Below are 23,179 nucleotides of genomic sequence, written 5' to 3'. Positions count from 1 at the left end.
GGGAGAGTGATTTAGATTATGAATAATATCTACGATACAGCAAACAAAATTGAGCAAGAATTAAGAGAGACAGAAGCTTATTCAGATTTGAAATCAGCGTTCTTAACTGTAAAAGAAAATCCTGAAGCAAATGAAGTTTTCCAGCAGTTTCAAGAAATACAAATGAAACTACAACAAAAACAAATGTCAGGTGAAGAAATTTCTGAAGAAGAAGTTCAAGAAGCACAAGAAATGGCATTAAAATCAGGTGAAAACAATTTGATCAAAGAATTGATGGAAGCAGAGCAAAAATTAAGCACATTAATTGATGATCTAAACCGTATTATTATGAAACCGATACAAGATATTTACCAAGGTTAATTTTAAAAAAGAGTTCACTAAGTCAGTATAAGTAGTGAGCTCTTTTTTTGTTCAACTATTGGAACGTATGTGCCCGTAAAAAATAACTAGTAAAAGAGAAAGGAAGGATAGGAGTGGTTCAATTTATTCACGGTGCTGATCTGCACCTAGATAGTCCCTTTATTGGATTAAAGTCAATGCCTGAATTTGTTTGGCAAGCTATTTACCGTTCAACATTCGAAGCACTATCACAACTAGTTAATATAGCTATTGAAAATAAAGTTGATTTTGTCTGCCTTGTTGGGGACATTTATGATAGTGATGATCGCAGCGTCAAAGCGCAAGCTTTTTTCAGAAATGAAATGGAGCGATTAAACGAAAAAAAAATTCCGGTTTATCTTTCACATGGTAATCACGATTACATAGGAAATCAGGGATTACACTTAGAGATGCCAGAAAATGTTGTTATCTTCGGAGAGAATCCTGAAACATACTGGTTAACAACAAAACGAAATGAAAAGATTGCTATGACAGGATTTAGTTATACAAAACGTTGGATAACAGAAAGAAAAATCGTAGATTACCCTAAGAAATACGATGAGGCTGATTACCAAATTGGAATGCTTCATGGGTTTTCAGAAGGATTAGAATCAGAACACGGTAAGTATGCTCCTTTTACGTTAAAAGAGTTGAAGAACAAACAATATGATTACTGGGCTTTGGGACATATTCATAAACGTCAACAGTTAGCTGCTCATCCGTTAATTATTTATCCAGGTAATACCCAAGGGAGAAATAGCAAAGAAACTGGACCGAAAGGGTGTGAACTCGTTACATTAACAGATATAAGCGAGCAAATTGAATTTTACCCTACAGCGACTATTCATTGGGAAAAAATAGAGTTGTCAATCAAGGGGTCAGTTAATTTGGAAGCTGTCTACACTTCTATCCAACAAGCAATTTTAAATAAAAGAAAAACAAACTATAATTTATTTATCTCAATCGATTTAAAAGATTCAGAGGCCTTATTGAACGGTGTTAGAAAAAAAATTAATCAAGGAGAGTTACTAGAAGCTTTGCAGCAAATTATCCAAGAAGATAATTTTGTTTGGATCTACCAAATTGAATTAGTAGCTAAAAAAAAAGAAAATGAGCAGTATATGCAGTTATTTCCAGAAGAATGGCAAAAAGCACTTATAGAACTAGAAGAAGAAGATTATTTTAATGAAGTAACCAATCCTTTTTTTGACTATACTGAAATATCAGACTTACTTAATTCGAGAGATTCTTTATACAGGGGAAAAATTATTGAACGTGCGAAAGATCGAGTTAAATCTTTGTTGACGGTTGAAGGAAGTGATGAAATTGAAAATTAAGTCAATAGAAATATATGGATTTGGCAAATGGATTGATAAAAAAATCGTGAATTTAGGGCAAGTTCAACTATTTTATGGAGAGAATGAAGCGGGTAAAACAACGTTGATGACCTTTATTCATAGTATCCTTTTTGGTTTCCCAACAAAACAAAGTTCGGATTTACGTTACGAGCCTAAAATAAGTAGCAAATACGGCGGGAAATTATTAATTGAAGATGATAGATACGGAGAAATTAGCATTGAGCGAGTGAGAGGTAAGGCAAATGGAAAAGTAACGGTTATATTACCAAATGGAGAAACAGGTTCAGATAATCTATTAGAAAAGTTAGTCTATGGGATGGATAAAACTACTTACCAAGCCTTATTTTCATTTGATCTTTTTGGGGTACAAAAAATTCAAAGAATGAATAAAGCTAAATTAAATCGTTATTTTTTAAGTGTAGGCAGCTTAGGTAATGAGCAACTTTTAAAATTAGCAGATAAGTTTCAATTAGAAGCAGGAAAGTTATATAAGCAGACTGGGCGAGTTCCTGATATAAATAAAAAAATTAGAGAAGTACAAAATAAAAGACAGCAACTTCGAATAGCTAAAGGTAAAAATGATCAGTACACACAAATATATTCCGAAAAAGAAAGCTATGAACAAGAAACAGAAGAAATAAGAAAAACACGAACTAAAAATGAAGCCCATTTAGAACAGTTAAGTCGTCTAGCTGTTAACTGGAGTTACTTTTCAGAGATTATTGCTATTCAAGAAGATATCAGAAAAAGTACTGTCAAAAATATGCCACAAGATAGTTTATTTCAACTGAATCATCTAAACCAATCAATTGATCAACTTAGAGCGAAAACGATGCAAGAAAAAGAACGTTCCAAACAAGCAATGGAAAGAAGCAATTTAACAAAATCACAGTTGCTATTTATAAAACAAAAAGAAGAGATTCAAAGAATACTTTCTACAGTTGATAGTACGAAAGCTATTTTACAAGAAAAAGATTTTCTTGAACGAGAAGCAAAAAAAGAAATGGAACAAATTTTACGCAATAAACTTCAATTAAATTTAACTATTGGACAACAAATCCCCACAGCTCAAACAGCTGCACAAAAAACTGATTACCAAAAACTTTACCATTCTATTATAGTCGTAGAAAGTAAATTACAAAAAGCCATTGAAAAAAAGACTTTTTTAGTTTATCAGGAGAATTCTTTATCTGAACAAATAGACAAAATAGAACCTGATATATGGAATAACCAATTATTTCAAGAAGCAAAAAAACGCTATGAACAATCTGAGGATTCAGAATACGATTTGGGCCAATCTAGGTCAATTAAAGAGAATCTTTCTGAACTAAAAACTAATCGCTTGAAAGCCAGTTTGATTGGTGCTGTAGGAGCTTTACTAGCTATTTTTGGTTTTATGAGTGCTGGACAGGCTGGGCCTCTTTTAGCCTTATCCGGTGTTGCAATGATTGGTTTAGCTAGGTTTCTTTATGTTAAAAAGAAACCTGTAAAAATAGTAGATGAAGATAAATCGAGAAATACTTACGCAGACTATATCAAGCAAATTGAGTTACGTAAGCAATGGAGAACTCAGTTAGCTGAATTTGATCAAGTAATAACGGATTCTAAAGAAGTTTTAGAGATTATAGAAAAAAATACAAATGAAAAAAAAGAGTTAATAAATAAACTAGGCCAAATTATAACGGATAGTGGCTATCCTGAAACGACGACAATAGAAAGTCTCGTTAATCAAGAAGATCCTTTTGAAACATTACGTGAAAGAGTTCTAGCTGTTGAAGAAAAAGAGGAACTATTAAAGCAATTATCTGAACAATTAATACAATGGAAAAATCAGGTGCAATTTTTAGAACCAGTTATTTTACTAGATTGGGAACACTATCCGTCGATCATTGAAGGGATAACAAATTTCTATCAAGAGTCTTTAGATGATGAACAAAAATTTCTGAGTATACAAAAAGAAGAAGAATTAAGGCAACAAGAAATGAAAAAAATAGTCTACGAACAAAGAAATTTTGAACAACAAAGAATAACACTATTTCAATCTGTTGAAGCAAAGAATGAAGAAGATTTTCGTAAAAAATTTATTTTGTTTGATGAGTGGAAACGAAAAAGAGCTCGGTTACAGTTATTGGAACAGCAAGTTTCAGAAGATATTAACTTATTAGAACAATTTCGCGATAAAGAAGACTTGGTAGAGCAAATGAATAAAGTGAAAAAATCAATAGAGCTTCATAAAGTTAATGAAGAAACACTAATGAACAAAAGAGTAAAAAATGAATTAGCCTTAAAAGAATTAGAAAAAGGTGGAGAGTATTCAGTTTTATTGCAAGAATACGCTAATCTTAAAAGTGAGTTACAAGAACTAGTAGATATGTGGAGTACACATAAAGTTGCTGCTGAATTAATTGAGCGCGCAATGACACATGCTCGTAAAAATCGTTTTCCTGAAACGCTTCAAGATACTACAAAATATTTTGAATTATTAACTAAAGGTCAATACAAACAAGTTTTAATAAAAGAGGAAAAAATTGAAGTTCAAAGAAGGGATGGTTCTCTTTTTGATGCTTTAGAACTTTCTCAATCCACAGCGGAACAGTTATATGTAGCATTAAGATTTGCTTTTGTTAAAAATGCAACAGATATTGTAAAGTTACCTATTATGATTGATGACGGATTTGTAAATTTTGATCAATCGCGAAGAATGCAAATGATAGAATTAATTAAACAAATTAGTGAAACAACTCAAGTTTTCTATTTCACATTTGATCAACAATATTTGACAAAGTTTAGAAAAGACCAGATAGAGATGTTATAATAAACATAGTTAATATAGAGTGGGGGAGTATGATGGAGAAAAAATTATATGACTACAGTGTAGATGAAAGTTTTGAATTATACTTATTAATTAAATCTGCAGATATACGTGTAGCAAAAAATGGTAAGAAGTTTATTGCGTTTACGTTTCAAGATACAAGTGGACAAATGGATGGGAAATTTTGGGATGCATCAGAAGATGAAATAGCTTCATTAACTCCAGGGAAAATAGTAAATATTTCTGGTAAAAGAGAATTATATCAAGGCAATCCTCAAATAAAACTATTTAAAATAAGGATAACAAAAGCAGGAGAACCAACTAGTCCTGAATTATTTATTGAACGGGCACCTTTAAAGAAAGAAGATATGATGGAAGAGCTAAATGAAACTCTTTTTGAAATTACTAATGCTAATATGAATAGAATTGTTCGCTATTTATTGAATCATTACCAAAAAGATTTCTTCCAATATCCAGCAGCAAAAAGATTCCACCATGCTTTTGTAGGAGGGTTAGCCTTCCATACGATCTCAATGTTGAGAATAGGAAAAACGATTGCTAATCAATATGAGGAAATTAATAAACCTTTATTGTACTCAGGAATTATTCTACATGACTTAGGAAAAGTTATTGAACTTTCAGGACCTATCTCGACAGAATATACATTAGAAGGAAATTTATTAGGTCATATCGTCATTGTTGATGAGTTGATTACTAAAGCTTGTTTGTCTTTAAAAATAGATGATAAGAGTGAAGATGTCCTTTTATTAAAACACATGGTTTTATCTCATCATGGGAAACTAGATTACGGATCGCCTGTAAGGCCTAAATTAAGAGAATCAGAGATTTTATTTATGATAGATAATTTAGATGCGACAGTGACGATGCTAAATAGTAGTCTAAGTAGAACAGAGCCAGGCGAATTTACTGAGCGAATTTTTGGACTAGATAATCGTATTTTTTATAAACCATTGAGTCAAGATAACGAGAAAAATATAGAAGATTAGACCTTGATACTATAGCTTATGTAAATTCACTTAATAAAAAAGACGCTATTTTCTTATTGAAAAGAAAATAGCGTCTTTTTATTATTAAGTCAGTTATATTTGTTAATTGAGAGTTATTTAGCACTTTCAGAATCAGCTGAAGACTCTACTTTTTCTGAACTTTTAGTAGAAGTTTCAGGTTTTTTTAGGTAGGTATCCATGGCAGTCGAAAGATCCTCGTCATCAATATTAATATTAGCATCTTGTATAATTTCAGAAAGGGTGGACTGAACAGTGGCGCTATCTGCTAGTTTTTCTTGTAATAATTGTTCTTCGATAGTCTTACGTTCTTCTTTTAATGCCCCTTTTTCTGATTTTTCAGTTAATTTAATGATATGGTATCCAAATTCAGATTTGACAGGTGTAGGCGTGATTTTTCCTTCTTCCAATTTGCTAGCTGCTTCTTCAAACTCTGGAGCTACTTCTCCTGTTGAAAAAGTTAACTCTCCACCTTTTTCAGCAGTACTTGTATCTGTAGAATTTTCTTTTGCAAGAGTAGCAAAATCAGCGCCATCATTTAATTCAGTAATTAATTCTTTTGCTTTTGCTTCATCTGCAACAAGAATATGAGCAACAGTCATTGGAGGTGTGTAAGCATCATAAGCAGCTTTTATTTCTTCGTCAGTAAACTTGGAATTTTTCTTTACAGCTTCTTCAATCAGTAGGTTTAAACGAATAGTGTCTTTGTATGAAGCATCTGTAAATCCTGAAGAAGCTAGAACATTTTTAAATGCATCAGCTCCACCATAGGATTCTTCTTGTTTCTTATACTCAGCATTTACTTTTTTATCAGTGATTGTCTCACCATATTTTTCTGTTAAAACATCTTTAATCAGTAATTGTTGTAAAGTGGTAGACCCTACATTTGATTTCATTGCTTCATAAAGTTCATCTTGTGAAATTTTACCAGCAGTAGAAGAAGCTACGGTGTTGTTTGTACAACCTGCAATAGTTAAACTAGCTAAAATAGTCGCAGTGGTTAAAATAATTTTATTCATTATAAATAGACACATCCATTTCTTTTAATTTACAAACTTAACATTTCCAGTCACAAGTAATAATATACCACATTCACTTAAATAAAAAAAATAAAATTAGATAAACCTAAATAAAGTCTACTAAAAATCATAAAAAAAACACATCTTAAGAAGGTAAAAACAAAAAAGCACCTGAAAATAAGCAGCACAACTTCGATTGTGTCTTATTTTTAGGTGCTTTTTTTGTACCTTCTATTCTGTTGGAGAGACTTGTTTATCTAGTTCATTTATATCTTTAGAAAGTTTTTCAGCCTGTTCTTGAATCCTTCTCATACGTGGTTCAGTTTGGTTTATAAACTCTTCGACGGATACCGCTACCTCTTGTGTAAACTCGTTTGCTAAAGTTTTGCCTTCATTTGAAAGAGTTGAAATAGCCTCTTTTAAGTCATTCATACTTTTAGTTACATCATCTACTAGAAGAGTGGTATCATCTAGATAATCTAGTAAAATTTCGCGATTATCTTCACCAGATCTTGGAGTTTTTAATAACGTGTAAACACCTCCAGCTAGAGAACCGAAAAAAAGACCTTTCAAAAAGTTTTTTGCCATGATTATACCTCCATTTTTTCTTTAATTAATGTGACAATGTGGTCTAGTTCTTTTGCAGTATGCCTGTTTGAATTATCGCCAAATACGATACTAAAGTTATCTTGTTTTGTATAGCGAGGGATTAGATGGATATGGCTATGGAAAACAGATTGATAAGCAACAGTACCGTTATTATTGACTATATTCATTCCCTCAATCGTTGAGTCAGATTCTTTGATAGCACGCGCAATTTTTGGGATTCTTGAAAAAACGATACTAGCTAGCTCTTCATCGTATTCAAAAATATCTGCGACGTGTTTTTTTGGAAGAACTAATGTGTGACCTGGTGTAACTTGAGTTAAATCAAGAAATGCAATAATGTGTTCGTCTTCGTAGATCTTTCTACTTGAGATTTCATTTTTAATAATCTTACAAAAAATACACTCTGACACAAGAGAACCTTCTTTCTCATAGTTTAGTTTTACGAGACAAAAAATAGCGAAGAATAGTTATCTTTTGCTATTCATTTTCACCTTAAATGTAGCACAAAATTTAACTAAAGTGAAACGCTAACTAAAATAAATAGAACAAAGCAACTATTGCTATCTTATGGTACAATTAAAAAAATTTAAGAAAAGAGGGGAAAAAAGAAAATGGGTCTAAAAGTATCAAATGTTACAGGCGGTTATACTCAAGTCCCTGTGCTAAAAAATGTATCTTTTGAAGTAAACGCTGGAGAATTAGTTGGATTAATTGGATTAAATGGTGCTGGTAAAAGTACAATTATCAAACACATCATAGGATTAATGGACCCAATGAAGGGTGAAATAATTGTAGATAGTCAAACACTGAAACAAGAAATTACGAGTTACCGTAAAAAAATAGGATACGTTCCTGAGATGCCAGTTTTATATGAAGAACTGACGCTACGTGAGCATATTGAAATTACTGGGATGGCTTATGATTTATCTTCCGAAGTTGTTTTTAAAAGAGCCGAGAAATTGCTTAAAACTTTTCGATTAGAAAATAAACTTGACTGGTTTCCAGCACATTTTTCTAAAGGGATGAAACAAAAAGTCATGATTCTTTGTGCATTCCTCATTGAGCCTAGTCTATATATTATTGACGAGCCTTTTGTTGGATTAGATCCATTAGGAATTAGTGCATTGTTAGATTTGATGAATGAAATGAAGCAACAAGGCGCTTCTATTTTGATGTCTACTCATATACTGGCTACAGCAGAAAGAGAATGTGATCGTTTTATTTTACTCCACGAAGGAGAAGTACGAGCGGATGGAACTCTAGCAGACTTAAGAAAAACGTTTAGTATGCCTTCTGCAACATTAGATGAAATTTATCTGCAGCTGACTAAAGAAGAGGATGAGCGCAGATGATGGAAGATATTTGGAAAAAAAGATCTGCTCACTATCAGAAAAAAATGATACGCTATTCAAAATATATCCTAAATGATCATTTTGTGATTGTTTGTTTATTTCTTTTTGGAGCATTAGGTTATGCTTATTCAGAACTTCTTAAAACCTTATCAGAGAACTTTATACATGGACGTATAATAGCTGTTTTTTATTTCATGTTTCTAATCTTAATCGGTAAATTAGCCACTTTTTTGAAAGAAGCAGATATTGTATTTTTATTACCAAAAGAAAAAGAGTTGAAAGGCTATCTTCAATTAGCCAGAAGATACAGCATGATTTTGCCAGCTGTTATAATTGTTTTTGGGACAAGTATCATTATGCCTTTATTAGTTGCAACTTCTTCGTTTAAATTTACAGATATCTTCTTTTTTGTTGTCTATTTAGTAATAATAAAAAATATTGAATTAGAAGTACAACATTTGTGTATGAAGATTTCTTTTAGACAGTTAAAAATAAAAATAAAAATATTGTTTTTATTCGTTTCATTTATTGGAAAATTCTTGTTAATTTTTTTATCGCCATTAGTAGGAATTGCCTATGCCTTACTCCTAACTATTCTATGGTTTAACTATGCTGTAAAGTATCGTGATCATTTTCTTTATCAGTGGCAGTCAATGGTTAAAGATGAAACGACTCGTGTTCAGCGTATTTACCAGTTTATTAATTTATTTACTGATGTTCCTATTATGAAAAGTACTGTAAGAAGACGACGTTATCTAGATTTCTTCTTAAATAAGAGTAAAAGACAATACCAAAAAACATATAGCTATTTATACACACGAGCCTTTTTAAGAGGGACAGAGTATAGCGGGCTATTCATCCGCTTGATGCTGATTGCTATGGTACTCATATTATTTGCAGAACCATTTATGCTGCAGTTATTATTAGCTTTACTGTTTTTATATTTAACTGGCTTCCAGTTAATTCCGCTTTATTTTCATTTCGACAATATGGCAATGGCTGTTTTGTATCCAATTGATCCCTTACAGAAACTAAAAGCAATAAAACAACTTTTATTTACGTTACTTTTAATTGAAAGTCTTGGAATAGTTGTGATTTCGCTAGTTAGCGTATCCTTATTAGAGACAGCACTATTAGGAGCTGCTTTGATACTGTTTAGTTTTTTATTTAGTTATCTTTATCTGCCGTCTAGAATTAATAAAATGGAAAAAATGCAACGAAGGTAATAGTCTATTAAAAAGAGCAATAAATTACTAGATCTCAGTTTCTAATAAAGAAGTTGAAATGAGAGTTTCCAAAATAGTTAAAATAAAATGAGCTGAAAGAGGCGAAAATAATGAAAGTTATTTGGAATAATCAACTTGTTGAACGAGAAGATGTAAAGATTGATATGGAAGATAGAGGTTATCAGTTCGCTGATGGACTTTATGAGGTCATACGTGCCTACAATGGAATACTTTTTACAGCAGAACAGCATGTTGAACGGTTATTTACAGGAGCAAAAAAGATAGATTTGATTTTACCTTTTACGAGAGAGGAATTAATCTATTTATTAAATGAGTTAATCAAAGAAAATAGCATAGAAACAGGTAATATCTATTTACAGATTACTAGAGGTGTTTCGAGTCCAAGAAACCATACTTACCCAAAAATTGAGTTTACTTCACCTGTCTTCACGGCATCGACAACAGTTGTACCACGTAATTTAGAAACGATGAAAGATGGAATAAAGGTTATCACTTTACCGGATATGAGATGGCTTCATTGTGATATTAAATCAATTAGTCTTTTAGGAAATATCATGGCTAAACATGAGGCGCATAAAAAAGGAAAAGATGAAGCTATTTTGTATCGCGATGAAGCTGTTACAGAGTGCTCTGCATCAAATGTTTCAATAATAAAAAACAAGATTCTTTATACTCATCCCGATGGTAACTTGATACTATCTGGGATAACAAAGACGGTTTTATTAAAAGTTGCTAGACAACGTGGAATAATTGTTAAAGAAGAAACGTTTACATTAAAAGATCTAAAAGAAGCGGATGAAGTATTTGCTTCGAGTACAACAATGGAAGCTATGCCGGTTGTAGAGATTGACGATAAACCTGTTGGCGATGGTAAACGTGGTCCTGTCGTTAAGCTATTACAAGAACTTTATGTTAACGAAGTTGAATTAACATGTGGTTCAATTATCTAAATAAAATAAAGCAATTACTTAAGGCGTAACTTTTATAATTAAGAGTTACGTTTTTTGAGTGTTACATAAAAAGAATTAAATGTTTTTTTGATTTAGAAACAATTATTTAAAAGAATAGTAATTTTTATTGACTGCTTATCTTTGTAATAAGAAGCTAAGTAATTTTGCACAAAAAATGATGTTACAAAAGTGAAAATGAATTCTTTAAAGCAGGTCATCCAATTTTCATTTCAAATAGATTGATTTCAATACGTAGGAATTAAAATAAAAAAAATATTATAAAAAGAACGTATATGCGCTTGACGTAATTAGAATTTCTATCTAAAATAGGTTAGGAATAGAATGATAGATATCGTAAATGATGTCTATCATTTTTTGTCTAAGTAGATAAGTAAACTAATATAAAACAGGGAATGATAGGATATGAATTTTGAAATAGATTCTGGATGGAAATTGCATCCAGTTGGCGGGGATACAGGTCAAGCTTATATGGGAACTAGAGCAGAAGAAAAGCTTTTTTTGAAGCGCAATTCTTCGCCTTTTTTAGCTGCGCTTTCCGTTGAAGGAATCACACCAAGGCTAGTATGGACAAAGCGTATTGGCAACGGCGATGTACTAACAGCTCAAGAATGGTTAAATGGACGCACGCTTAAGAGTGAAGAAATGGCTTCTCCTGAAGTTGCGCAATTACTAAGTCGCATTCATACTTCAGAACCGTTGAGGAGTATGCTGTCACGGGTTGGCGGTAAAGAAATAACGCCTCAAATATTGCTTCAGAATTATAAGAATAAACTACCTAACGATTTGTTAAATCACCCACTATTGACTAGTATTTTTAACAAGCTAACAGCAGAAGCAGATACTATGAATTTAGTTACCTCTAAGGTTTGTCATGGGGATATTTATCAAAAGAATTGGTTGTTATCTGATAAAAATCGTTTATATTTAGTTGATTGGGATTCTGCAATGTTAGCTGATCCAGCAATGGATTTAAGTATGCTACTCTTTCAATATGTTCAACGAGAAAATTGGAAGGATTGGCTTGAACATTATGGAGCAGTTGTCACAGATGAATTAATTGAACGGATATTATGGTATGCCTCGATGAATTATTTAACTCAAACTAAGCGTCATCATCACGAATCTAGATTTTATGAAATGAATAAAGATATTTTAAAATTACAAACAATTCACTCAGTAATACAAGATGAAAGAGATTAGAATCTTATTCGATATTTCGGAAAGATTCTAATTTACGTTTAAGAAAAGATAGGATTAATAAAACTAAAAAGGGGACTAATTATGCGTCTAAGAAGAAAGCCAGGAGCACCAGCAAAGATAGCTGAATACTCACAATATATTGCGAATACTCCTGAAGAGTGGGTTGGGAAATGGCATGAGAGATTTAAAAATAGCAATCCGATTCATATTGAAGTTGGAACCGGAAAAGGGCGTTTTATTACTGAAATGGCTAAAAGTAACCCTGAAATAAATTATATAGGAATTGAATTGCAAGAGAGCGTTATAGTAGTTGCTTTAGATAAATTAATAGAAGAAGACTTACCTAACTTACAATTGCTTCACGTCAATGGAGGATCGTTGACACAATACTTTGCTAAGGAAGAAGTTGATCAAGTCTATTTGAATTTTTCGGATCCATGGCCAAAAAGTCGCCACGAAAAAAGAAGACTAACATCCTCTAGCTTTATTAAAAATTATGAAGAAGTTTTGATTCCAGAAGGAGAAGTTCATTTCAAAACAGATAATCAAGGTCTTTTTGAATACTCATTGAGTAGTTTTTCTACATACGGAATGCGTTTAGATAAAGTTTGGTTGAATTTACACGAAAGTGATTTCGAGGGCAATATTATGACTGAATACGAGGAAAAGTTTTCGAATCGCGGACAACGTATTTATCGAGTTATAGCTAGATTTCCTAAAAGAAAATAAAAAATAGTGAGGGATTCAATAATTGTTGAATCCCTCACTATTTTTATTTTCATACATTTTAAATTCGATAAATATCTAAGATTGTTCCAGAATATGCATCTGCAATAAACTCATATTGAACAAGTTCGTTTTCCTCTAATCTTGATATTCCGCCGTAATAAACATCTGTTTTTAAAGTAAATTTTCTTGAAGGTATTTTTTTTAATTCAATCCATGATCCTTCGATTGGACCTTCTGCTAGAAATTGTCTCTTAACAGATGTTAAGATGGTATCTCCATGTATAGCAACATTTTTTTGTAAATAACGACGTAAGAAATAACCACAAACTATACCTGATCCAAAGAGAAGACCGGCAATTAAATTGTTTTTTACTGCTTCGTTCTGTTTTTTTTGCATAACTATCCCAACCTTTCAGCAGTTCGTTCTACCACTAAGTATACTACTTATTGAAAAAAAAGTCTTCTAACTTAAATTTAATATGTAAATAGGGTATAATGTTAAAGGAAAGCTATAAAAAATAGAAAGGAGATCATAAAAGTAAATAAGACTTTTATGTATACATAAAATTATGGAAGACAAAACCTTTGATTTAATCAAGAAAATGACAGAGTTACAAGGGACTAGCGGATTTGAACATAGAGTAAGAGAAGAGATGAGAAAGCAACTAACTCCTTTAGTAGATGAAGTGCAGCAAGATGGTTTAGGAGGGATTTTTGGTATTCGTAAAAGTAAGATTGAAAATGCCCCTAAAATTATGGTTGCAGCTCACATGGATGAAGTCGGCTTTATGCTTGCTCGCATAACGAAACAAGGATTATTCCATGTCGTACCTTTAGGAGGATGGAACCCTTACGTTGTTTCAGCACAGCGATTTACTTTGCAGACAGCTAAAGGTGATTACCCTTGTATTTCATCCTCTGTACCGCCACATCTTCTAAGAGGTAAAGATGGCAGTCAAGCTAAACTAGAAATTAGTGATATTCTTTTTGATGCTGGTTTTGATTCTAAAGAAGAAGCAGAGTCTTACGGAGTACGTCCAGGAGATACAATAGTACCAGATGTTGAGACAATAAAAATGGCAAACGGTAAAAAAATAGTCAGCAAGGCTTGGGATAATCGCTATGGAACAACAGTAGTAATAGAAGCTTTGAAAGAATTAGCTAACGAAGATTTACCAAACACATTAATTGCAGGAGCAAATGTCCAAGAAGAAGTTGGATTAAGAGGAACAAAAGGGGCAGTTCACCAGTTTAAACCAGACTTGTTTTTTGCTGTAGATTGTTCTGCAGCTGACGATTTAACTGGAGATAAATCTAAATTTGGGCATCTAGGAGAAGGATTTTTACTTAGGCTTCAAGATCCAGGGATGATAACATTAAAAGGAATGCGTGAGTTTTTATTAGATACTGCTGAAACAAACCATATTCCTTATCAGTATTTTCTTTCTAAAGGCGGAACAGACGCGGGTGCAGCCCAAGTCATGAATAACGGTGTTCCTAGTGCTGTTATTGGCGTATGTGCACGATACATCCACACTCATCAGACTGTTTTCCATATTGATGACTACGCTGCAGCTAAAGAAATGGTTTTACAAATAGCTCGCACGTTAGATCGTAGTGCTCTTGAAACGATAATGAAAAGCAACTAATTAATAATAGAAAGGAATGATAGTATGCATAATCTAGCTTCAGTTGAAGAATTTCAATTAGTTAGTAAAAAAGAAAAAGTTATTTTCTTTTTTAATGCAGATTGGTGTGGAGATTGTGTTTTTATAAAGCCAGAAATACCAGGAATTGTTAAAGCTCATCCAGAAATAACATTTATTAAAGTAGATCGTGATGAGTTTATTGAATTATGCGAAGAGCTATCTATCGTTGGGATACCAAGTTTTCTTGCTTACGAAAACGGTGAAGAGATAGGAAGATTTGTTAGTAAAAATCGTAAAACTAAAGAAGAAATAGAAGCATTTATCCAAACCTTATAATAAAAAGTTAGGAGATGTAGATATGAAGCAAGATCAACAACAATATGCTCGTATTTTAATTGCTGTAGATGGAAGTGGCTCCGCTAAAAAAGCTTTCGAAAAAGCTATTCTAATTGCTAAACGAAATAATTCCGAATTGATTATTGTACATGTAATTGATTCTAGTTCTTATAATATGGGGATTGAAAGTGCGACTTTTAACGCAATCGAAGTTGATGCAACAGAAATGGAAGAGTTATTAAAGAAATACAGTAATAAAGCTAGAGAAGCTGGAGTAAAATCAGTTAAAACGGAATTGACCAAAGGCTCACCAAAACAGCTATTATCTGTAAATATACCAAGTGAGTTTCAGACAGATTTAATTGTTGTAGGGAGTACGGGATTAAATATGATTGAGCGCTGGATGATCGGAAGTGTGAGTGAATATATTATCAGAGAAGCTCATTGTGATGTTTTAGTTGTAAGAAATACAAAAAAGAGGATGAATTAAGACAATGATAATAAGTAGCTATAATAAAGATGGAATTGGAGATGTTCTCTTAGTTATGACTAAAAGTAGCGTCGCTAAAGATCAAAATTTTGAGACAAAAGGAAAAATCACACGTATTTTTAATGTATTAACAAAAAAAACAGTAGGATATAATTTTTTTGATAGTTCTGACTATTTTTCAATAAATGCAAACGGACCATTAACATTAAATACGGAACAAATCAGTATCTTAAATAATTTTCTTTTAAAGCAAGGGTTTACCGATCAATTAGAAGGAGACGAGGCGCCTAAATTTATTATTGGATACGTTAAAGAATGTATTTCACATCCAAATTCTGATCACTTATCTATTACTCAAGTTGAAGTAGATAATCAACAAGTTGTTCAGATTGTATGTGGAGCGGCTAATATTGCGGTTGGGCAAAAAGTAGTTGTCGCTAAAGTCGGGGCAATGATGCCTGATGGGACAGCTATTTGGGATGGAGAACTAAGAGGAGAAAAAAGTCGCGGGATGGTCTGTTCTGCTAAAGAATTAGGAATAAAAGAAGAACAAGTTAAAAAAGGTATTTTAGTCTTACCTGATTCTGCAGTAGTTGGAACAGAATTTCAAAAATAATATAAATAAATAATAAAAAAGAAGTAGAAATAGGCTATTGCTATTTTATACTTCTTTTTTATTTTGATAAACTCTTAATAAGTGTATCAGATTAATTCTACAACCTCTATGGGATTTGTGTTAAACTAATACACGAACATCGGAGAGGAAAGGAGCGTCATCATGTCGAAATATGATGGACCAAGTTATAAAAAAAACCAGAAACGGTTGAAGAAATCTGAGCTTCCTTTCTATCGTGACTCTGCTCATGTGACGGAGAGAGACGGTCTTTTTGATAAGACTAAGACATCAAAATATGAAAAACCTATAAAAATAACTAAAGAAAATAATACTAATAACTCAGAAAAATTATTTTCTGAACAAGTAAACAAAGCGAATGACGAGCGAAAAAGACAGTTGCCTACTAAACAAGCTAGCGACAATAAAAATAAGCAAGTGTTTTCTCATAAAAATAACAACTCAAATGGACTAAATGAAAGTAATAAGTCAAAAGAAACATTTAAAAGAGATGCGGCAGTCTATCATAAAAGACGAAGCTCAACACCGTTTAAAGTCCAAAAAATCCCTTCACCTTATTATGGATTAAACGAAAATTCAAAAAAAGAAACAACAATAAATTATAGAGAATTGGCAATAAGTTTAAAAAAAGAAGAAGACTTTATACTGTCTTATGATCATCTTTGTGAGCGTATCTCCAAGCTTTATACCAAAGAAACCGAATCTACTTATAAAAAACAAGTAGACACAAAGCATCCTGGCTCTTTAGAAAGCTCTAAAAAGAAACTCAATAGGTCGTTAGCAACAATGATAGAAGAAGAACAAGATAGTCAAGTGAATCAACAGAAAACAAGAACTAATTATTTTAATAATGACGTTATTTTTGAAGACCAGAAGATAATAAAGGCACCAAATATTGCGTTTATGGATAAGTCTATTAGCTTAAATTTAAATGAAAAGTTAGGTACCTCAAAAAAGATTAATAACCAGCCAATTAAAAAAAATACACAACCGGGACCAATTGCGACAAGAAAAATAAAGACGATAACAGATGAAGAAATTGAAATGTTGGAGCTTAAAGCTGCACTTAGCCGGTTCAATTACATTGAAAAAAATCTGAATAAAGGAAAACAACTGTTTAAAGCTAAAGATGACGTACTAAAAATCACCAGTAATACTCAACAAAAGGAAATGGACCAAAAGATAGAAACAAATAAATACAACGAGCAAGAAGAGTTGAGTAAAGAAAAAGAGCAACAAGAAAACGATAGCTCAATAAGCGATAGTATAGTTCCAGAATCGATTTCGGAACTAGAACCGATTCTAGAACCACCTATAGAAGAAAAAGTTGAAGTATTATTAGATACTAATTTAGCTAAGTTGATTGGTGATGAAAATAAACAGTTAAGCGAATATAAATTTCCATCCTTAGATTTATTGGATCCACCAGTTGATTTTCAAAGCAATGCTATTGATGATTGGGTTTTAGGACAAGCAGAATTATTGAATGAGACATTAGATGCTTTCAACGTTCTCGCCCAAGTAGTAGGCTGGACTGTTGGACCTGCAGTTACACAATTTGAATTACAATTAAGTCGTGGTGTTAAAGTGAATAAAATTACGAATCTTTCTGATGATTTAAAGTTAGCGTTAGCAGCCAAAGATATTAGAATTGAAGCACCCATTCCAGGTAAAAGCACGGTTGGAGTTGAAATACCAAATAGAATATCCAGACCTGTGATGCTTTCAGAAGTGATGGCTAGTGATAAATTTAGAAATAGCCATTCCCCATTAACCGTTGCACTCGGCGTTAATTTAGCTGGGGATGCGATCGTATCAACTCTTGATAAAATGCCTCATGGACTGATTGCTGGCGCAACAGGTTCGGGTAAAAGCGTGTTTATCAATTCTATTTTAGTTAGTTTACTGTATAAGGCTAACCCTAGTGAAGTGAAGCTAATCTTGATTGATCCTAAGGCTGTTGAACTGGCACCGTATAATGATATTCCACATCTGTTATCACCGGTTATTTCTGAACCCAAAGCAGCAAGTGAAGCCTTAAAATGGGCAGTTAATGAAATGGAAGAACGTTATCAAAAATTAGCTTTAGCAGGAGTAAGAAATATTCAACGATTTAACGAAAAAGTTCAAGAACATGGAGATCATGGGTTGAAACTGCCTTATATCGTAATTATTATTGACGAGTTAGCTGATTTGATGATGGTTGCCAGTAGCGATGTCCAAGATTCAATTGTGCGCATTACTCAAAAAGCGCGTGCTGCAGGAATACACTTACTAGTTGCAACCCAACGTCCAAGTGTAGATGTTATTACTGGGACAATAAAAAATAATATCCCAACGCGTATAGCCTTTATGGTATCTAGCCAAGTAGATTCACGGACAATTATGGATTCTGGTGGAGCTGAAAAATTACTTGGCAGGGGAGATATGTTGTTTTTAGAAAATGGTGCAAGCCAACCTATTCGTATCCAAGGAACTTATGTTGAAAAAGAAATAGATAGTATTGTTAAGCATGTAAAAGAACAACGTAAAACAAACTATTTATTTGAGCCTGAAAGCTTATTGGCGAGAGTAGAAAGTATTGAAGGTAAGGATGAATTATATGAAGAAATGCTGCTTTTTATCATTGAAGAAGGTCAAGTATCAGCATCTTCTCTACAACGTAAGTTTAAGATTGGGTTTAATAGAGCTTCGAATGTAGTTGATACATTAGAAAAAGAAGGATTAATTTCACCTAATAAAGGATCAAAACCACGTGACGTTTTTATAACTAAAACTGACTACGAGGAACGTTACGGCAATAAATAACTGTTTGATTATTTTTAAAAAAGAAGGCAGCTGATATTACTTCTCATAGGGAACTATTTCTAGAGGTAATAAATCACAGCCTTCTATTTTCACGTGATGATAAGATCATTTGGCTAGGTTATTCAGACAAAGATAAAACAAAAAAAGATAATTGGTAGTCGAAAAAAACAAACCATGGTATACTATATTCGTTCTATTTTATTTTTTTAAACTAACCGATTCTAAGAGTTAGACGAATGTTAAAAATGATGAAGATTATTATTAATTATCATAGTAAACAACAAATAAAACGCAAATAAAACGTAATAAAAAAATGGAGGATTTATAAAAATGAATAATGAAACAGTCTATCATTTTGTTGGAATTAAGGGTTCTGGTATGAGTGCACTGGCATTGATCCTTCATGATAAGGGTTTTAAAGTTCAAGGTTCTGATGTAGATAAATATTTTTTTACCCAAAAAAATATTGAAGACGCAGAAATTCCAATTTTAACATTTAGTGAGAAAAACATTCACGAAGGTTTAACAATTATTGCAGGAAATGCATTTTCGGATTCACATGAAGAAATTATAACTGCTAAAAAAATGAATTTGCCTGTCATTCGATACCATGACTTTCTTGGAGAATTATTAAAACAATATACAAGTATTACCGTTACAGGTTCACATGGAAAAACAAGTACAACAGGCTTATTAGCTCATGTTATGAGTACAATTGCAGATACAAGTTACTTAATTGGTGATGGTACAGGACACGGAGTTCCAAATGCAGAGTTTTTTGTACTTGAAGCATGTGAGTATAGACGACATTTTTTAGCGTATCATCCTGATTATGCGATTATTACAAATATTGACTACGATCATCCTGATTATTTTACGAGCCTAGAAGATGTTGTCAGCGCTTTTGAGGAAATGGCTAAATTAGTAAAAAAAGCTATTATTGCGTGTGGTGATGATGAGCAATTAGTGAAACTTCAAACTGAAGTACCTATTATTTATTATGGGTTTAATGATAATAATAACTTTCAAGCTAAAAATTTAAGCCGTTTAGTCACAGGATCTGCATTTGATGTATATATTGAAGATGAGTTTTATGGTCATTTTGTTATTCCTACTTATGGAAAACACAATATTCTAAATGCGTTGGCTGTTATTGCTATTACCTATCATGAAAATTTGGATAAAGAAAAAGTAATAAAGAATTTCACTACATTTGCAGGAGTTAAACGTCGTTTTACTGAAAAAGTAGTAGAAGATATGGTTATTATTGATGATTATGCCCATCACCCATCAGAAATTCGAGCTACAATTGATGCTGCCCGTCAAAAATATCCAACTAAAGAAATTATTGCGATATTCCAGCCACATACGTTTACACGCACAGTTGCTTTGTTAAGTGAGTTTGCTACAGCTTTAAACTTAGCGGATTCTGTTTACCTTTGTGATATTTTTGGTTCAGTTCGTGAACAACAAGGCAAAGTAACAATCGAAGATTTAGCTATAAAAATAGATAACAATGCTGTGATCTTAAGAGAAGAGAATATGTCACCTTTACTAGAGCACCATGATGGAGTAGCTATTTTTATGGGCGCAGGAGATGTTCAAAAATTTGAACTATCATATGAGATACTATTGAGCCATTCAGCGTTAAATAAATAAAAAAGAGAGGCTGGAGCAAGATGTTCCAGCCTCTCTTTCAAATATCTGACTAGTTAATTTTTACTTTCTCATTCTTAAGAGAATAAACTATTATTTGCAAGAAGGAATGGATTTTGGAAATTAGCTATCTCATATATTATTTGGTAAAATAATATAGAAAAAGAGGGTTATTTTAGCTAAAACTATTTAAAAAGATACAATACTAATCTTACAGGATAAATAAGAAGGAGCTTTTATATGACTAAAAAAAATAAGTTATTATTGATTGATGGAAGCAGTGTTGCTTTCCGTGCATTTTTTGCTTTGCATCAACAATTAGAACGATTTAAAAATAAAAGTGGACTTCATACAAACGCTTTGTATGGTTTTCATAATATGATTGAGAGTGTTTTAACAAAGGAAAAACCTTCTCATGTTTTAGTCGCTTTTGATGCTGGAAAAACAACATTTAGAAACGAGTTTTTTAACGAATACAAAAGTGGACGCTCTAAAACACCTAATGAATTTACAGAACAAATGCCTTATTTGAGAGAATTATTAGATGGCTTTGGAATTAAACATTATGAATTAAGCAACTATGAAGCAGATGATATTATTGGCACACTTTCTGATACCGTTGATCCTGCTATTTTTGACGTAGTCATTATCTCAGGAGATCGAGATTTAACGCAACTAGCTAAAGAAAATGTGAGAGTTGATATCACAGTAAAAGGAGTCAGTGAACTCAAAGAATATACCATTGAATCAATCGCTGATGAAATGGGGATTAAACCAAAACAAATTATTGATCTTAAAGGGCTCGCAGGAGACACTTCAGACAACATACCTGGTGTAACTAAAATCGGAGAAAAAACAGCTTTGAAGCTTTTAAAGGAGTACCACTCTGTAGAAGGTGTGTATGAACATATTGACGAGTTGAAAAAAAGTAAAATGAAAGAAAATTTAATCAATGAAAAAGAAGTAGCTTTTCTTAGCAAACGTTTAGCGACCATTATGTTAGATACTCCGATAACGATTGGTGTAAATGACTTAGCTTACAATGGACCAGATATAGAAAAACTTGTTCAATTTTATAAGGAAATGGACTTTAAAACACATTTAAGTAAATTAGATACAACAGAATATGATGCAGCTAACGAAGAAAAAAGAGAAGAAGTAGCGTATAAATTTGTGACGGAGATTATACCTGAGATGTTCACTGATAAAACGGGTCTTTATCTTGAAATGTTAACAGATAATTACCATACTTCAGAAATTATAAGTGTTGGTTGGGGTCATGAGAATCATATTTATGTCAGTGATCCAGAAATTGTTTTAAATTCACCTTATTTTAAAGAATGGGCCCAGGATGCTGCTCTATCGAAACAAGTTTTTGATGTAAAACGGACGTATGTTGCTTTGAATCGCTATGGAATTGAATTGAAAAATAGTCAATTTGATATTTTACTTGCCTCTTATATCTTAAATACTAAAGATAACAGCAAGGATTTATCAGAAGTTGCTATAGAACATGATTACTACAATGTTTCGCCGGATGAGTCTATTTATGGAAAAGGAGCAAAAATCCATATTCCAGAAGACGTATCTATCATGCATGAACACATTGCGCATAAAATAAAAGCAATTGTTTTATTGAGTGAGCAGCTTGAACGACATTTAGCACAAAATAATCAAACAGAGCTTTTTTACGATATGGAATTGCCTTTAGCAATGGTTTTAGCAAAAATGGAAATAAGTGGAATAAAAGTTGATGCACAACGTTTAAGAGAAATGAAAGTAGAATTTGCCGAAAGATTAATAGGAATTGAAAATCGCGTTTATGAATTAGCTGGGGAAACATTTAATTTAAATTCTCCTAAACAATTGGGTGTCATACTATTTGAAAAAATGGGCTATCCAGTAATCAAAAAAACAAAAACTGGATATTCGACTGCGGTAGACGTATTAGAACAATTAAGAGATCAAGCGCCTATTGTTGAAGATATTTTAGAATATAGGCAAATAGCGAAATTACAATCCACCTATATAGAAGGATTGCTAAAAGTTATCCACGGTAATAGTGGGAAAATTCATACTCGCTATATGCAAACTATTGCTCAAACAGGAAGACTGAGTTCGATAGATCCTAATTTACAAAATATCCCTATTAGACTAGAAGAAGGACGTAAGGTAAGACAAGCTTTTGTTCCGAGTCATGAAGGTTGGAAGATATTTGCTTCCGATTATTCACAAATAGAGCTGCGTGTATTAGCACATATTTCAGATGATGATCATTTAAAAGAAGCTTTTATTGAAGGGCAAGACATTCATGCCAGTACAGCAATGAGAGTATTTGGCATTGAAAAGCAAGAAGATGTAACACCGGCAATGCGTAGCCAAGCTAAAGCCGTTAACTTTGGGATAGTATATGGCATTAGTGATTATGGACTATCGAAAAACTTAGATATTAGTCGTAAAGAAGCTCAACTATTTATTGATACGTACTTCGATAAGTATCCGGGTGTAAAAATTTATATGGAAGATATCGTCCGCGAAGCGAAAGAAAAAGGATATGTTGAAACATTATTCCATCGAAGACGCTATTTGCCTGATATAAATTCACGTAATTTTAATTTGCGTTCGTTTGCAGAAAGAACGGCCATGAACACTCCGATTCAAGGAAGTGCGGCTGATATCATTAAAGTAGCGATGATTGAAATGGATAAACGTTTGGAAACAGAAGGATTAAAAGCTACTATGTTGTTACAGGTTCATGATGAACTAATTTTTGAAGCACCAGAATCTGAAATTCCTCTTCTTGAAAAATTAGTTGCTGAAGTAATGGAAAATGCCGTTGCTCTAAATGTCCCATTGAAAGTAGACAGTAGTAGCGGAGATAGTTGGTATGATTCAAAATAAGAAAT

At 32.5% G+C, this 23,179-nt stretch carries 20 protein-coding genes; 16 read left to right on the top strand and 4 right to left on the bottom strand.

Features of this window, described 5'->3' with window-relative positions; genetic code table 11:
• The first annotated feature begins 18 nt into the window (after positions 1-18).
• The 4 genes from B9Y54_RS11415 to B9Y54_RS11400 all read left to right on the top strand — a co-directional run bounded on the left by B9Y54_RS11415 (position 19) and on the right by B9Y54_RS11400 (position 5,555).
• Positions 19-360 (top strand): YlbF family regulator, encoded by a 342-nt coding sequence (locus tag B9Y54_RS11415; RefSeq protein ID WP_085560358.1) that lies wholly within the window; start codon positions 19-21, stop codon positions 358-360.
• Between the two features lie 113 nt (positions 361-473).
• Positions 474-1,715: a metallophosphoesterase family protein gene (locus tag B9Y54_RS11410; RefSeq protein ID WP_085560357.1), complete on the top strand. Its 1,242-nt coding sequence runs from the start codon at positions 474-476 to the stop codon at positions 1,713-1,715.
• Positions 1,705-4,551: an ATP-binding protein gene (locus tag B9Y54_RS11405; RefSeq protein WP_159446088.1), complete on the top strand. Its 2,847-nt coding sequence runs from the start codon at positions 1,705-1,707 to the stop codon at positions 4,549-4,551. The genes B9Y54_RS11410 and B9Y54_RS11405 overlap by 11 nt, the downstream gene beginning before the upstream one ends.
• A 32-nt stretch (positions 4,552-4,583) precedes the next feature.
• Positions 4,584-5,555 (top strand): 3'-5' exoribonuclease YhaM family protein, encoded by a 972-nt coding sequence (locus B9Y54_RS11400; protein ID WP_085560355.1) that lies wholly within the window; start codon positions 4,584-4,586, stop codon positions 5,553-5,555.
• Positions 5,556-5,668: 113 nt separating this feature from the next.
• On the opposite strand, the gene B9Y54_RS11395 is transcribed toward B9Y54_RS11400, so the two are convergent.
• From B9Y54_RS11395 to B9Y54_RS11385, 3 genes are all read right to left on the bottom strand, one after another.
• Entirely contained in the window at positions 5,669-6,592 is a 924-nt protein-coding gene (locus B9Y54_RS11395; protein WP_085560354.1) for a peptidylprolyl isomerase, read from the bottom strand.
• 231 nt (positions 6,593-6,823) lie between these two features.
• A complete protein-coding gene (locus B9Y54_RS11390) occupies positions 6,824-7,180 on the bottom strand; it encodes a YtxH domain-containing protein (RefSeq protein WP_085560353.1) in 357 nt (118 codons plus the stop codon).
• A gap of 2 nt (positions 7,181-7,182) precedes the next feature.
• The gene (locus tag B9Y54_RS11385; RefSeq protein WP_085560352.1) at positions 7,183-7,611 is read right to left on the bottom strand and encodes an HIT family protein; all 429 of its coding nucleotides are present in this window, start codon (positions 7,609-7,611) and stop codon (positions 7,183-7,185) included.
• Between the two features lie 201 nt (positions 7,612-7,812).
• Here B9Y54_RS11385 and B9Y54_RS11380 point away from each other — a divergent pair, with 201 nt between their 5' ends.
• From B9Y54_RS11380 to trmB, 5 genes are all read left to right on the top strand, one after another.
• The gene (locus B9Y54_RS11380; protein ID WP_085560351.1) at positions 7,813-8,553 is read left to right on the top strand and encodes an ABC transporter ATP-binding protein; all 741 of its coding nucleotides are present in this window, start codon (positions 7,813-7,815) and stop codon (positions 8,551-8,553) included.
• Complete coding sequence (locus B9Y54_RS11375; protein ID WP_085560350.1) at positions 8,550-9,779, top strand: ABC transporter permease; 1,230 nt, start codon at positions 8,550-8,552, stop codon at positions 9,777-9,779. The genes B9Y54_RS11380 and B9Y54_RS11375 overlap by 4 nt, the downstream gene beginning before the upstream one ends.
• A gap of 110 nt (positions 9,780-9,889) precedes the next feature.
• A complete protein-coding gene (gene dat, locus B9Y54_RS11370; RefSeq protein ID WP_085560349.1) occupies positions 9,890-10,750 on the top strand; it encodes a D-amino-acid transaminase in 861 nt (286 codons plus the stop codon).
• Positions 10,751-11,173: 423 nt separating this feature from the next.
• A complete protein-coding gene (locus B9Y54_RS11365) occupies positions 11,174-11,971 on the top strand; it encodes a phosphotransferase family protein (RefSeq protein WP_085560348.1) in 798 nt (265 codons plus the stop codon).
• A gap of 81 nt (positions 11,972-12,052) precedes the next feature.
• Positions 12,053-12,700 (top strand): tRNA (guanosine(46)-N7)-methyltransferase TrmB, encoded by a 648-nt coding sequence (gene trmB / locus B9Y54_RS11360; protein WP_085560347.1) that lies wholly within the window; start codon positions 12,053-12,055, stop codon positions 12,698-12,700.
• Positions 12,701-12,758: 58 nt separating this feature from the next.
• Here the strand turns inward: trmB and B9Y54_RS11355 are convergent, their stop codons facing one another.
• Positions 12,759-13,097, bottom strand: coding sequence for a PepSY domain-containing protein (locus B9Y54_RS11355; RefSeq protein ID WP_085560346.1), 339 nt, complete (start codon positions 13,095-13,097; stop codon positions 12,759-12,761).
• A 172-nt stretch (positions 13,098-13,269) separates the two neighbouring features.
• Between B9Y54_RS11355 and pepA the strand changes: the two genes are divergently transcribed.
• From pepA to polA, 7 genes are all read left to right on the top strand, one after another.
• Entirely contained in the window at positions 13,270-14,349 is a 1,080-nt protein-coding gene (gene pepA / locus B9Y54_RS11350; protein ID WP_085560345.1) for a glutamyl aminopeptidase, read from the top strand.
• 24 nt (positions 14,350-14,373) lie between these two features.
• Positions 14,374-14,685, top strand: coding sequence for a thioredoxin family protein (locus B9Y54_RS11345; RefSeq protein ID WP_085560344.1), 312 nt, complete (start codon positions 14,374-14,376; stop codon positions 14,683-14,685).
• A gap of 22 nt (positions 14,686-14,707) precedes the next feature.
• On the top strand, positions 14,708-15,175 hold the full coding sequence (locus tag B9Y54_RS11340) for a universal stress protein (protein ID WP_085560343.1): 468 nt from the start codon (positions 14,708-14,710) through the stop codon (positions 15,173-15,175).
• A gap of 7 nt (positions 15,176-15,182) precedes the next feature.
• Positions 15,183-15,791, top strand: a complete 609-nt coding sequence (gene ytpR / locus B9Y54_RS11335) for a YtpR family tRNA-binding protein (protein WP_085560577.1) — start codon at positions 15,183-15,185, stop codon at positions 15,789-15,791.
• Positions 15,792-15,953: 162 nt separating this feature from the next.
• Entirely contained in the window at positions 15,954-18,617 is a 2,664-nt protein-coding gene (locus B9Y54_RS11330) for a DNA translocase FtsK (RefSeq protein WP_085560342.1), read from the top strand.
• A 330-nt stretch (positions 18,618-18,947) separates the two neighbouring features.
• Positions 18,948-20,276 carry a UDP-N-acetylmuramate--L-alanine ligase gene (murC, locus tag B9Y54_RS11325; protein WP_085560341.1) on the top strand — a complete coding sequence of 443 codons (1,329 nt, stop codon included), beginning with the start codon at positions 18,948-18,950 and terminating at the stop codon, positions 20,274-20,276.
• 237 nt (positions 20,277-20,513) lie between these two features.
• Positions 20,514-23,174: a DNA polymerase I gene (polA, locus tag B9Y54_RS11320; protein WP_085560340.1), complete on the top strand. Its 2,661-nt coding sequence runs from the start codon at positions 20,514-20,516 to the stop codon at positions 23,172-23,174.
• Positions 23,175-23,179 lie beyond the last annotated feature (5 nt).

The sequence above is a fragment of the Carnobacterium iners genome, assembly GCF_900177385.1.
GTDB classification, from domain to species: Bacteria; Bacillota; Bacilli; order Lactobacillales; family Carnobacteriaceae; genus Carnobacterium_A; species Carnobacterium_A iners.
This window is presented reverse-complemented; position numbering and strand designations above follow the sequence as displayed.

Excerpts from the sequence above, each read along its gene's own strand:
- B9Y54_RS11415 (WP_085560358.1), top strand. The coding sequence starts at position 19 with ATGAATAATATCTACGATACAGCAAACAAAATTGAGCAAGAATTAAGA.
- B9Y54_RS11400 (WP_085560355.1), top strand. The coding sequence starts at position 4,584 with ATGGAGAAAAAATTATATGACTACAGTGTAGATGAAAGTTTTGAATTA.
- B9Y54_RS11395 (WP_085560354.1), bottom strand. The coding sequence starts at position 6,592 with ATGAATAAAATTATTTTAACCACTGCGACTATTTTAGCTAGTTTAACT.
- B9Y54_RS11390 (WP_085560353.1), bottom strand. The coding sequence starts at position 7,180 with ATGGCAAAAAACTTTTTGAAAGGTCTTTTTTTCGGTTCTCTAGCTGGA.
- B9Y54_RS11380 (WP_085560351.1), top strand. The coding sequence starts at position 7,813 with ATGGGTCTAAAAGTATCAAATGTTACAGGCGGTTATACTCAAGTCCCT.
- B9Y54_RS11375 (WP_085560350.1), top strand. The coding sequence starts at position 8,550 with ATGATGGAAGATATTTGGAAAAAAAGATCTGCTCACTATCAGAAAAAA.
- dat (WP_085560349.1), top strand. The coding sequence starts at position 9,890 with ATGAAAGTTATTTGGAATAATCAACTTGTTGAACGAGAAGATGTAAAG.
- B9Y54_RS11365 (WP_085560348.1), top strand. The coding sequence starts at position 11,174 with ATGAATTTTGAAATAGATTCTGGATGGAAATTGCATCCAGTTGGCGGG.
- trmB (WP_085560347.1), top strand. The coding sequence starts at position 12,053 with ATGCGTCTAAGAAGAAAGCCAGGAGCACCAGCAAAGATAGCTGAATAC.
- B9Y54_RS11355 (WP_085560346.1), bottom strand. The coding sequence starts at position 13,097 with ATGCAAAAAAAACAGAACGAAGCAGTAAAAAACAATTTAATTGCCGGT.
- pepA (WP_085560345.1), top strand. The coding sequence starts at position 13,270 with ATGGAAGACAAAACCTTTGATTTAATCAAGAAAATGACAGAGTTACAA.
- B9Y54_RS11345 (WP_085560344.1), top strand. The coding sequence starts at position 14,374 with ATGCATAATCTAGCTTCAGTTGAAGAATTTCAATTAGTTAGTAAAAAA.
- B9Y54_RS11340 (WP_085560343.1), top strand. The coding sequence starts at position 14,708 with ATGAAGCAAGATCAACAACAATATGCTCGTATTTTAATTGCTGTAGAT.
- B9Y54_RS11330 (WP_085560342.1), top strand. The coding sequence starts at position 15,954 with ATGTCGAAATATGATGGACCAAGTTATAAAAAAAACCAGAAACGGTTG.
- murC (WP_085560341.1), top strand. The coding sequence starts at position 18,948 with ATGAATAATGAAACAGTCTATCATTTTGTTGGAATTAAGGGTTCTGGT.
- polA (WP_085560340.1), top strand. The coding sequence starts at position 20,514 with ATGACTAAAAAAAATAAGTTATTATTGATTGATGGAAGCAGTGTTGCT.